Origin of the sequence: Christiangramia crocea (assembly GCF_022410465.1) — a bacterium.
Taxonomy (GTDB): Bacteria; Bacteroidota; Bacteroidia; order Flavobacteriales; family Flavobacteriaceae; genus Christiangramia; species Christiangramia crocea.
In genome coordinates this window covers 1-12,678 of sequence record NZ_JAJSON010000031.1, presented here as the reverse complement: position 1 = coordinate 12,678, position 12,678 = coordinate 1, and the positions used below count along the sequence as shown (strand labels likewise).

Here is a 12,678-nt window from a genome sequence, read left to right as displayed (position 1 = left end):
TGGGAGAGTATGTCGCCGCCTTCTTCTTGAAAACCCCTTCAGTAATCCTGAAGGGGTTTTTTTTATGGAATAATTTAAAGTTTGCCACAGGTAATTATTCTATTCGATAACCAAATATCCTTCGATTTAAAGAATGAAACGGCTCCTGCCGAACGGTTTTAAACATATGATTCATGTCATGTTTAGTATCTTTTATGGGATACTTAAAAGCCTCATTTTTTAATTAGTTTTATTTTTGCCAAACAATTTAATTACTATGAACAAAGGAATTTATATTGCCACCTTGGAATCCCATAGCGGCAAATCCATGATAAGCCTGGGGCTTATGCGTACTTTACTTGGCAAAATGATGAAAGTAGGGTATTTCAGGCCTATTATAAATGACACTCCACAAGGCATAAAGGATAATCATATAGACACGATTCTAAGCTATTTTAATCTAAAAATCCCTTATGAGGATACTTTTGCATTTACTCGAAGTGAAGTTATTCATGAAAGAAATAAAGGGAAATCAGGAGAGATTATAGATACTATCATTTCCAAGTATAAAAAGCTCGAAGAGGAGTTTGATTTTATCCTTGTAGAGGGTAGTGACTTTTCCGGGGAAGGTAGCGTTTTTGAGTTCGATGTTAATACGGTAATTGCCAAAAATCTGGGAATCCCGGTTATAATTGTGGTTAGTGGTCAAAAGAAGACCTGGGAAGAATTACTGGGAAACCAGCAAATGGCTTATCGGGCTTTTACAGATAAAGAAGTTCAGGTGATTGCTATGGTTAGTAATAAAATTCAGGAAGAAAACCTGGAACTGGCCAAAAAAAATATGCAGGGCTTTTTACCTGAGGAAGTAGGTGTTTTTGCCATTCCATTAATCGACACCCTTAATAATCCCACTTTAAAGGAAATAGTAATTGCCCTTGATGGTAAAGTTCTGTTCGGGCAGGATTTTCTGGATAACCAGACCGGAAACTTTGGAGTTGGAGCAATGCAGTTACGTAACTATCTTACCACACTTAAGGATGAAAGCCTGGTGATTACACCTGGAGACAGGGCAGATATTATTCTTGGTGCTTTACAGGCAAATATTTCCAGTAATTATCCAAGGATTTCAGGGATTATTCTAACCGGTGGTTTAACGCCCGAAGAATCAATTTTGAAGTTGATAGAAGGCTTATCAGATATTGTACCTATAATTTCAGTTCAGGATGGAACCTTTAATGTAACCAATAAGGTAGGGGACATAAAATCTAATATTTACGCTGATAGTATTCAGAAAATACAGACAACCATCAGTACTTTTGAACGTTATGTATCTTTTGATTCTCTGGTTGAAAAACTGACTGATTATGAGCCACAGGGAATAACTCCAAGAATGTTCCAGTATGGATTAGTTCAACGCGCTAGAAAAAGCAAGAAACATATCGTATTACCGGAAGGTAATGATGAGCGTATCCTTACTGCAGCAAAACGGCTTATTGATATGAATCTGGTTGAATTAACCCTACTGGGCGATGCTGACGCAATTAAGAAAACGGTGGCTAAAATTCAGCTGGATCTTGACTTTTCCAAAATAAATATAATAGACCCGGTAAAATCTACTCATTTCCAGGATTATGCTGAAACTTTTTATGCACTGCGAAAGCATAAAGGCGTGAATATGGATATGGCTAAAGACAGAATGAGCGATGTATCTTATTTTGGAACCATGATGATTTATAAGGGGCATGCGGACGGAATGGTGTCTGGTGCTGCCCATACCACACAGCATACCATTTTACCGGCACTTCAGTTTATAAAGACCAAACCGGATGTCTCTGTGGTTTCTTCAATATTTTTCATGTGTCTGGAAGACAGGGTTTCCGTTTTTGGCGATTGCGCGATCAATCCTAATCCTACCGCTGAAGAATTGGCGGAAATAACAATCTCTTCTGCTGAAAGTGCCTCCGCATTCGGCATCGAACCAAAAATAGCTATGCTTTCCTATTCATCGGGTACTTCAGGAAAAGGAGCCGATGTGGATAGAGTAAGAGAAGCTACAGCACTGGTTAAAAAACGACGGCCAGATCTTAAGGTTGAAGGTCCAATTCAGTATGATGCTGCCGTAGATCTGAGTGTTGGCAAAAGTAAATTACCCGATTCGGAAGTAGCAGGACAGGCCAATGTATTGATTTTTCCAGATTTGAATACCGGAAATAATACTTATAAAGCGGTGCAAAGGGAAACCGGTGCTTTAGCAATTGGCCCAATGCTTCAAGGCTTGAATAAACCAGTGAACGATTTAAGCCGTGGATGTACCGTAGCCGATATTTATAACACTGTAATCCTAACAGCCATTCAGGCACAAGGAATTTAATTTAGTATGAAAAATATTTTAATTATAAATTCAGGAAGTTCTTCTTTAAAGTTTCAACTTATACGAATGCCTTCCGAAGAAGTAATGGCTTCGGGAATGGTAGAACGAATTGGACTTGACAATGCCAAGCTTCATTATAAAGTGGGGGATAATTCAATAACAGAAGAACTGGAAGTTAAAGATCATGCGGTTGCGCTAAAAGCGATTACAGATTATTTGATGAATTCTGAAATAGGAGTCATCCGGAATAAAGATGAAATCGCAGCTGTGGGTCACCGCGTGGTACATGGCGGGAATGTTTTCTCCAAAACCATTGCAATAAACGCAGAAGTAAAAGAGAAAATCAGAGAAAATTTTTCACTGGCACCCCTGCATAACCCGCCCAATTTAAAAGGAATTGAGGTTGCCGAGGAACTTTTTCCAAGCTCCCGGCAGGTTGCTGTGTTTGATACTGCATTTCATCAAACCATTCCACAAAAGGCTGCGCAGTATGCTATTCCGACTGAATTTTACGAAAAGAGACATATCCAGCTTTATGGCTTTCACGGTACCAGCCATAAATATGTTTCGAAAAAGGCTATAGAGGAACTTCAGAAAGATAATTCAAAAATCATCAGCATCCATTTAGGAAATGGCTGTAGTATAACCGCCGTAAAAGATGGTAAGAGTGTGGATCATTCTTTGGGTTTTGGACCGGTTAATGGCCTTATTATGGGAACAAGAAGCGGGGACATAGACCAATCGGTTATTTTTTACTTAATAGATGAACTGGGATATACATCACAGGAGGTAAGCGATTTATTACATAAAAAAAGTGGAATGTACGGACTTACCGGTTATAGTGATCTTAGGGATATTGAAGAGCAGGCTGCAAAAGGAAATAAACAGTGCCAACTGGCTATGGATATGAATGCCTATAGGATAAAAAAATATATAGGTGCCTATGCTGCAGTAATGAACGGGGTTGATGCCCTGGTATTCACCGCAGGTATAGGAGAAAATAGTAGTGTTATTCGAAGTCTGGTCTGCAGGGATATGGACTTCTTTGGGATAAAACTGGATGAAGAAAAAAATAAGATTCGCGATAAAAAATTAAGGGCAATTGAAGCTGAAGGATCTAAGGTTAAAATTCTGGTAATCCCTACAAATGAAGAATTGGAAATTGCGCAACAAAGCTTTGAGCTGATCTCCTAATCAGGAACATCATACAGTAAAGTTAACTTTTAGTTTAATCGTCAGGCTAGTTATGGTCGGAGTGGCTCAGGTTTATTTATAGGCGTACTCACCTGAAATTAACAGGAAATTAAGCAATTTTAAGCTTTCATTAAGGAATGCTGGCAGAACTCTTGCGTTAATATCTTTCCAAATCGAAATCTAGGTCTATTCTGATACTAGCCGCAATCAGATCAATGAATGTTAACCAAAATGCCTTGAAAATATTAGGCGTTTAAAACTATTATTTATGCTATTTAAAAACTTAAGTAGATTAGGATTATTATTAGGATTAATTTTATTTGTTTCCTGTTCTGAAGACGATTCAGTGGAAGAGCCGGAAACCGGCGAGGGAGGGAACTCCACAGCGGTTTATATTACCGATTCTCCAGTTGATGAAGCAAATGTGGAAGCTGTTTTTATTACGGTTTCTGAAGTTAAAGTGAATGGTAAAGCTATAGAAGGCTTTAGTAAAACTACAATCGAAGTAAGCAGTCTTACCAAAGGGAATACCGAACTTTTAGGGGAATTAGACCTGGACGCCGGTACAACCTCAGATATCACATTAATGCTTGCCGATACTGATGCCTCTGGAAATGGCCCTGGAAACTATGTGGTTCTTAGCGGCGGGGCAAAAGAGGAACTATCTGGCGCTGTTGAATTGAACATTAATGACCAGGCTGAGATTGTACAGGATGTGGAAAATGAACTCGTACTAGACTTTGATCTTCGTAAAAGTTTGAAGCATGAAGCTGATGACTATTCATTTGTCTCTGAATCACAGCTTGAAAGCAATATAAGAGCTGTAAACAGTATGAAAGCCGGTATAGTTACAGGAACTGTAGATAATACCAGTGAAGCTGAAGGAGACGTTGTAGTAGCTTATGCGTACAAGAAAGGTAGCTTCAGTGAATCTGAGAGCAATGCAAATGGAGAGGGTGTCACTTTTTCAAATGCCGTTAGCAGCTCAGTAGTTTCTGAATCAAATGGTGAGTTTGAGATCCATTTTCTTGAAGAAGGAGATTACGAATTGCACTTCGCTTCTTATTCTGACGAAGATCAGGATGGCAAACTTGAATTCTCCGGCCGTGTTGAAGCAGATACCGCAAGTAGTATTGACCTAAGCGGTTTTACGGTTGAAGCCAATTCTGAAGTAAATCTTGAGATTTCATTTACTGGCCTTTTAGGATTGTAAGAAAGACAAGACAATAATTAAAAAAACCCCTTCGCTTCTGGCGGAGGGGCTTTTATATTCTAGGAGGGTTAATCTCCCGAGGCTTACCTCGTTAGTAAAGTTAAAACGTGGTCCTCTTTAATCCTCCGTGGACTTGCCCAGGAGGATTTTACTATACTGTGGGTAAATCGCCATTCCCTTTAATGGGTAATTTGGATTTTCCCATGAGGAATTTGTCCACATGATGTGCTGCTTCCCGGCCTTCAGAAATAGCCCAGACAATTAATGACTGGCCGCGCCTCATATCACCGGCCACGAAAACATTTTTCACATTCGTCTGATAATTCTTTCCACCTTTGATATTGGTCCTGGCATCGGTTTCCACACCTAGTTTCTCACTTAATGTTTTTTCCGGTCCGGTGAAACCTAGGGAAAGCAACGCAAGGTCGCATGGCCATTCTTTCTCGGTATTTGGGATCTCCTTTATTTCAGGTCGCTGTCCTGGCTTTCTTTCCCATTCTATCTGTACCGTTTTCAAACCTTTCAGGTTTCCATCAGCATCCTTTACGAATTCTTTGGTTAGAATACTCCAGTTTCTGGTTACACCCTCTTCATGTGAAGAACTAGTCTTCAAAGTGAAGGGCCAGTAAGGCCATGGATTTTCTGAGCTTCTGTGTTCCGGAGGCATAGGCAGTATCTCAAAGTTGGTAACCGATTTGGCTCCATGCCTGTTGGAAGTACCTACACAGTCTGAACCTGTATCTCCACCACCTATCACGATAACGTCTTTGCCTTTAGCACTGAGGTCTTCCTCTAATTCCTTTAATCCATCAACAACTTCATTGTTGTTTTTAAGAAATTTCATTGCCTGCATCACGCCTTTTGCATCGGCTCCAGGAATTGGAAGATCACGTCTGGCGGTTGCTCCGCCACAAAGTACCACGGCATCAAACTCATCCAGTTTTTCTATATCGTAGTTTTTGCCAACTTCTACATTGGTTTCGAACAAGATCCCTTCAGCCTTCATAATTTCCAGCCTACGGTCTATCACTTTCTTTTCCATTTTGAAATCAGGAATTCCGTAACGCAAAAGACCACCTATTTTGGCATCCCTTTCAAAAACCGTCACTGTATGGCCGGCTCTGTTCAACTGCTGTGCTGCAGCTAGTCCGGCAGGCCCTGATCCAATTACCGCTACTTTCTTGCCGGTACGATGGGCAGGTGGTTCAGGATGTATCCATCCTTCCTTAAAACCCCTTTCTACAATGTATTTTTCAATCAACTCTATGCTCACTGGCGGCTCGATGATACCCAGTACACAGGCTGATTCGCAGGGCGCAGGGCATAGCCTTCCTGTAAATTCAGGAAAATTATTGGTGGCATGAAGTATCTTTAAAGCCTTATGCCAGTCATTTCTGTAAACCGCATGATTAAAATCGGGGATAAGATTGCCCAGGGGACACCCGCTATGGCAAAATGGAATTCCACAGTCCATACAGCGTCCACCTTGCTTGTTAAGCTCTTTTGTATCTAGTTCCTTTGTAAATTCATGATAATCCTTAACGCGTTCTTCAACTTTCCTTTTGTCTTCTTCAACGCGTTCATATTCTAAAAATCCTCTTAATTGACCCATTTTTCTTAAGCTGTTTTTAAATCTACCTCTTCACTTAATTCTTTTTCTTCTTCTAATCTCAGTAAAGCCTTTTTGTATTCTACAGGCATCACTTTTATAAATCCTTTGGAACTGTTCTCCCAGTCATCCAGAATGGCTTTGGCCACTTCACTTTCGGTATACTGATAGTGATTTACTATAAGTTCTTCAAGATCCTGAAGGTTTTCATCTGAAGGGGACTCCAGATCTACCATTTCCATATTGAAATTATTCCTGTCAACTTCATGATCAGGATCAAAAATATAAGCCGTTCCTCCGCTCATTCCTGCGGCAAAATTTCGGCCTATCTTTCCAAGGATCACCGCAACACCTCCGGTCATATATTCGCATCCGTGATCACCAATACCTTCAATAACTGCTTTGGCGCCGGAATTTCTTACGCAGAAACGCTCACCTCCAATACCGTTGATATATGCCTCACCGGAAATAGCTCCGTAAAGCGCCACGTTACCAATGATGATATTTTCGTTGGATTTGAAAGTAGCTTCCTTAGGCTTTCTAATTGAAAGTATAGCCCCTGAAAGACCTTTTCCAAAATAATCGTTTGAATTCCCTTCTATGTTCAGGTTAAGACCATGTGCGGAAAAAGCTCCAAAACTTTGTCCTGCTGAACCTTTGAAGTTAAGGGTTAAGGTATTTGTTGGTAAACCTTTTGCACCATGTATCTTAGAGATTTCGTTGCTTATGATAGCCCCTGTAGTTCTGTTCGTATTAGCGATAGGGAAACTCAGGGTTACCGGTTCTTTCCTGTATATAGCCGGATGAGCCTGTCTCAGGATCTCAAAATCAAGTACCCCTTCAAGGTTGTGAAGCTGTTTTTCAGTATTTGATAAAGGTACGCCCTCTTTTATCTTAGGCTTATGAAGGATGCTTGAAAGATCGATTCCCTGGGCCTTGAAATGCGTGATTGCACGATTCATATCCAGTTTCTGGCTCTGACCAACCATCTCGTCCATTTTCCTGAAACCTAGCTGTGCCATGATCTCTCTAAGCTCCTGTGCTATGAAATACATGAAGTTGATCACATTTTCAGGAGTGCCTTTAAAATTCTTTCTTAATTCAGGATCCTGGGTTGCAATACCTACCGGGCACGTGTTCAGGTGACAGGCCCTCATCATGATGCACCCTGTAGCTACCAGTGGTGCTGTGGAGAAACCAAATTCTTCGGCCCCCAGCAAGCAGGCAATAGCTACATCACGACCGGTCTTTAACTGCCCGTCACATTCAACAACTATTCTGCTTCTAAGATTATTTAGTAATAAGGTTTGCTGAGTTTCAGCGATCCCAAGTTCCCAGGGCAGTCCTGCGTGTCTTAGCGAAGTAAGAGGAGAAGCTCCTGTACCTCCGTCATAACCCGAAATAAGGACTACATCGGCTTTGGCCTTTGCAACTCCGGCGGCTATGGTTCCGACTCCAACTTTGGAAACCAGTTTTACATTAATACGGGCCTCCCTGTTTGCATTCTTAAGGTCGAAGATAAGTTGTGCCAAATCTTCGATGGAATAAATGTCGTGGTGCGGTGGCGGTGATATCAAACCTACATAAGGAGTAGAATTTCTTGTTTTGGCGATATCAGGATTCACCTTGGGACCAGGCAGCTGACCACCCTCTCCGGGCTTTGCTCCCTGAGCCATCTTTATCTGAATCTCCTTCGCATTCGAAAGGTAATCTATAGAAACTCCAAAACGTCCTGAAGCTACCTGCTTAATAGCAGAGTTTCTCCAGTTACCATTGATATCTTTTTGGAAGCGATCGGGATCTTCACCGCCTTCCCCGGAATTACTTCTTCCTTTGATCCGGTTCATTGCGATAGCAAGGTTTTCGTGAGCTTCCTTACTAATGGAACCGAAAGACATGGCTCCGGTCTTGAATCTTTTCACGATCTCGGTCCACGGCTCTACCTCTTCGAGAGGTATAGGATTGAGGTCCTTGAATTTGAACATTCCGCGAAGTGTCATGAGCTTCTCATTCTGCTCATTTATTATGTTGGAGTATTCAGTATAGGTTTCATAAGAATTCTGCTTTACAGCCTGCTGCAGTTTTGCAACACTGGCAGGGTTAAAAACGTGACGTTCTCCATTTCTTCTCCAGCGATAATCCCCTCCCATCTCAAGGTCAAGGTCTGTTTCTGTTTCAGGAGGGAAGAAAGCATGCTCATAACGCTTCTGGATCTCTTTTTCGATTTCATAAAGACCAATACCTTCAATTCGGGTAGGTGTATTACAGAAATACTTGCTTACAAACTTTTTGTTTAGGCCAAGGATCTCGAAGATCTGTGAGCCACGATAAGATAATAAGGTGGAAATTCCGATCTTATTCATGATCTTCACAATACCTTTACCAATGGCTACATTAAAATTATTTACGGCTACTTCCGGATCTTTTTCATTGATCTCATTTCTTTCAACCAGGTCATAGATCACCTCATTTACCATATATGGGTTGATGGCACTTGCGCCATACCCGAATAGAGCTGCGAAATGATGTGGTTCTCTTGGCTCAGCCGATTCGATCACGATCCCGAAAGAACTTCTTCGGTTATGATCTTTCACGCGGTGATGCACAAATGAACAGGCCAGAAGGGAAGGTATAGGAGCAAGTTTTGGATCTACATTCCTGTCTGAAAGAATGATGATGTTGCACCCGTCATCCACCGCATCGTTTATTTCAAGGATCATCTCATCAAGACGATCTTCCAGACCGTTCATCCCTTTTTCAGCTTCATAAAGCATTGAAACAGATTTTGCCTTAAAGCCCGGGTAGTCTATATATTTTATCTTGTCCAGATCCTCGTTGGAAATAACAGGATTCTGGATCTTCAGTTTTTTACATTGCTCTGGAATTATTTCAAAGAGGTTGATATCCTCCCCAACGGACAGGCTGATATCTGTCACGATCTCTTCCCTGATACCATCTAGAGGTGGATTGGTGACCTGGGCGAAAAGCTGCTTGAAATAATTGAATAATAATTGTGGTTTATCTGAAAGTACCGCCAGAGGGATATCGGTACCCATAGAACCGATGGCTTCCTTACCATGAGAGGCCATAGGTGCAATAATGGTGCTTATATCCTCATAGGTATAACCGAAGAGTTTTAGTCTTGTAATATAAGGTATATCCTCTACCGGAGTTTTATTACCAGTGTAAGGAACATTAGCAAGAGGTAAAAGGTTCTCATTTAACCATTCCCGGTAGGGGAGTCGGGTTACGATCTTTTCCTTAACCTCTTTATCTTCTATGATGCGTCCCTCTATCATGTCTACAAGGAACATTCTTCCAGGCTCCAGTCTACCGTGACGCAGAACATTTTCCGGCTTTATATCAAGGACTCCGGTTTCAGAAGACATCACCACGTAGCCATCCTTGGTTACCGTGTATCTGGAAGGTCTTAAGCCATTCCTGTCTAATAATGCACCTATGTAATTCCCATCGGTAAAAGGTATGGAAGCTGGGCCGTCCCAGGGTTCCATGATACAGGCGTTATATTCATAAAAAGCTTTTTTCTTATCGTTCATGGAAGGGTTCTTCTCCCAGGCTTCCGGAACCATCATCATAATTGCTTCTGGTAAAGACCTTCCTGTTTGAAGCAATAACTCTAGAGCCATATCCATAGAAGCGGAATCTGATTTTCCTTCCATGGTGATAGGGACAATTTTCTTGATATCTTCACCAAAGATATCACTTTCAAAAAGCTCTTCTCGGGCTCTCATTCTACTTAAGTTTCCTCGCAGGGTATTGATCTCTCCATTGTGACACATATACCGGAAAGGCTGTGCCAGATCCCAGGTGGGGAAAGTATTTGTAGAAAAACGCTGATGCACCAGGGCTAATTTTGTGATTACATCAGGATCGTTAAGATCCTTGTAGTACTCATTAATATCCTGTGGCATTAAAAGCCCTTTATATATTATGGTATTAGTTGAGAGACTGGAAAAGTAGAAATACTCGCTTTGGGCGAGCTCCGATTCTTCCACGCGATGCTCCGCAATTTTGCGGGCCGTATATAGTTTCGCATTGAACTTCTGATCATCCAGTTTTTCCGGTCGACCTACAAAAACCTGCTGAATAGCCGGCTCAACCCTGCTGGCCATTTTACCAAGGCAGGAATGGTTCACCGGAACATTTCTCCATCCCAGGATTTCCAGTTGTTGATTTTCAACTTCTTCTTCAAATATTTTCTTACATAATTCTGCCTGATTCTTATTCTTTGGCAGAAAGAGCATTCCAACAGCATACGACCGGAATTCCGGTAGTTCAAACTCACAGACTTTTTTAAAGTAGTCGTGGGGAACTTCGATCAATATTCCGGCACCATCGCCTGTCTTTCCATCGGCACTAACAGCGCCCCTGTGTTCCAGACGAACCAGGATATCAATCGCCTTATGTATGATTTGGTTGGTTTTTTCACCATTAAGATTACAAATAAAACCTGCGCCGCAGTTATCGCGCTCATTTAGAGGGGAGTAGAGTCCCTGTTCTTTTATTCTCATACCTATTTCCTTCTGAATTATTCTTTTAAAGTTAAATAAAACCGAATGAAACTAACAAAGATCAATAACTTTAAAATCAACTTTTTAGGAATTGATAATTAAAGAAGGTTTTAATGCAAATTCAGTAAAATAAAAGGGGGAAATTGTGAATTTGAGAATGGTTTTTTTGGACTTTTTTCCATCTTAAGTGATAACCCCCGTTTTTGGTTTCAGCGTTTTTTTTAGAGTTTTAATGCTTAGAAATTTGTTAAATTTGAGACACTATTAAAAGTTAAACTTCTATCAAATTTTATGTAAAATCTCATTGCCTTTCCAGTAAAAAGACCTTAAATTTTTTTCCTACAAAAACCCCTGATCTGAATAACCTGACAATTGAAGGTTCTCTTATCTTTTTAAGGTAAGAATGTAATTCCCCAACGAAGTAATATACCAGTTAGGTATTTGTGCTGGTCTTTGGTTAGTCCAGATGGTTTCCCCCCTTTCCTGTTTTTTTAGATTCATTTTCTCTTCCTCTGTTTTATTACAGTCTTGAACCCAGTCTGCTATTGAAGGTTAATCGTGCTATAGTGACTAATCTTTAAAAAAATAATTATGAAAGACTCTACATTAGAAATGCAGATTGGTAATTCCAATTTGCTTCAAAACTCCGTATGTATAAATAAGCTGAAAATCTTCCTGGTAAGCTTCTTTATTTTTCTCTCTCAAACCGGTTTCATCTATTCCCAGCAGCCTGCAGCTAATCTGGACCAGATCAGAAATGGCTCGGCCGATTCACCAAATAATCCGGGAAATTGGGAGAATGGTAACCTGGGTCCCACGCAGGCACATTATTTTGAAGGTTCCTCGGTTGGCTATAGGGCTATTTTGACAAATATGCCGGCTAATACGGTGGTTAATCTTACCCTGGAATATGATGTGAAGCATAGTGGCAAACATGCTCTTGATTATCTTACCCATTATGAAAGATTGGAACCTCATATCCTGGCCTATGGCCATGCGGCTGAAAACATCGATCCAACTATTGGTATTCCGGGATTTACGGAAGGAGGTCCAAAAAGTACTTTTCCAATTCCCACTCCTACGAATTTAAATTCTCCCGTTCCACCGGAACCTCAAAGCAGTTTTGGGAACCTGGGAGCTGGCGGTGCAGTAATGACCCTGTGGGGTGGAACTATTACCAATATTGTAAATGGGGCTGCTGCTGATCTTTCTTTGGATAAAGTGGCGCAACAGGTAATTGTGACTTTTACTACAGGTGGTACCGAAGGACAAACCATGGTGCTGGCCTGGGGTGGTCATATAGCCAGCCGGGCAGACTGGGGATTCATTGATGGCGTGCCCCGTTCAGCAGGAGGAATTAGTGGATCGCCTTATCACATGCGTTTAAAAGACTGGAACCTGAATAATTTAGGAAATCAGGACAGGTCTCTTAAAGCAAGTGCTGTAATACCTCCTCCAGAATGTGATCTTTCAGGAGTAGATTCAGCCTGTGAAGGAACAACAGGCCTGGAATATTCTGTGACCCCGGTAGATGCCGCCCTGAGTCCTCAATATATTTGGACTATCGAAGGAGGCGATGCAAATACCATGTTCAATCCTGCTACCACGCCCTCAAGTACTACTGTGTATGTTGATGCCGGGGCAGCTGATTTTACTGTAAAGCTTATGATCACCTCGCCGTTTGGAAATGTGGAATGTGAATATCCTACTAATATTAATCCTAATCCTACATTACAGGCTGCTGAAGTTTGTCTGGATGGCGGCACTGGTACGGTTCAGA

General features: G+C 41.2%; 6 protein-coding genes. 4 read left to right on the top strand and 2 right to left on the bottom strand.

The genetic code is table 11. The features are described from left to right. The first annotated feature begins 256 nt into the window (after positions 1-256). The 3 genes from pta to LU635_RS17050 all read left to right on the top strand — a co-directional run bounded on the left by pta (position 257) and on the right by LU635_RS17050 (position 4,757). Positions 257-2,350 (top strand): phosphate acetyltransferase, encoded by a 2,094-nt coding sequence (pta, locus tag LU635_RS17060; RefSeq protein WP_240100807.1) that lies wholly within the window; start codon positions 257-259, stop codon positions 2,348-2,350. Positions 2,351-2,356: 6 nt separating this feature from the next. Next, entirely contained in the window at positions 2,357-3,544 is a 1,188-nt protein-coding gene (locus tag LU635_RS17055; RefSeq protein WP_240100806.1) for an acetate/propionate family kinase, read from the top strand. 268 nt (positions 3,545-3,812) lie between these two features. Then, the gene (locus LU635_RS17050) at positions 3,813-4,757 is read left to right on the top strand and encodes a DUF4382 domain-containing protein (protein ID WP_240100805.1); all 945 of its coding nucleotides are present in this window, start codon (positions 3,813-3,815) and stop codon (positions 4,755-4,757) included. Positions 4,758-4,908: 151 nt separating this feature from the next. Here LU635_RS17050 and LU635_RS17045 read toward each other — a convergent pair whose 3' ends face one another. Both LU635_RS17045 and gltB read right to left on the bottom strand, forming a co-directional pair. Continuing rightward, the gene (locus LU635_RS17045) at positions 4,909-6,369 is read right to left on the bottom strand and encodes a glutamate synthase subunit beta (RefSeq protein WP_240100804.1); all 1,461 of its coding nucleotides are present in this window, start codon (positions 6,367-6,369) and stop codon (positions 4,909-4,911) included. A 5-nt stretch (positions 6,370-6,374) separates the two neighbouring features. Then, positions 6,375-10,898, bottom strand: a complete 4,524-nt coding sequence (gene gltB, locus LU635_RS17040; protein ID WP_240100803.1) for a glutamate synthase large subunit — start codon at positions 10,896-10,898, stop codon at positions 6,375-6,377. Positions 10,899-11,489: 591 nt separating this feature from the next. Here gltB and LU635_RS17035 point away from each other — a divergent pair. Then, a partial coding sequence (locus LU635_RS17035; RefSeq protein WP_240100802.1) for a hypothetical protein occupies positions 11,490-12,678 on the top strand: 1,189 nt, incomplete at its 3' end.

Excerpts from the sequence above, each read along its gene's own strand:
- LU635_RS17055 (WP_240100806.1), top strand. The coding sequence starts at position 2,357 with ATGAAAAATATTTTAATTATAAATTCAGGAAGTTCTTCTTTAAAGTTT.
- pta (WP_240100807.1), top strand. The coding sequence starts at position 257 with ATGAACAAAGGAATTTATATTGCCACCTTGGAATCCCATAGCGGCAAA.
- gltB (WP_240100803.1), bottom strand. The coding sequence starts at position 10,898 with ATGAGAATAAAAGAACAGGGACTCTACTCCCCTCTAAATGAGCGCGAT.
- LU635_RS17045 (WP_240100804.1), bottom strand. The coding sequence starts at position 6,369 with ATGGGTCAATTAAGAGGATTTTTAGAATATGAACGCGTTGAAGAAGAC.
- LU635_RS17050 (WP_240100805.1), top strand. The coding sequence starts at position 3,813 with ATGCTATTTAAAAACTTAAGTAGATTAGGATTATTATTAGGATTAATT.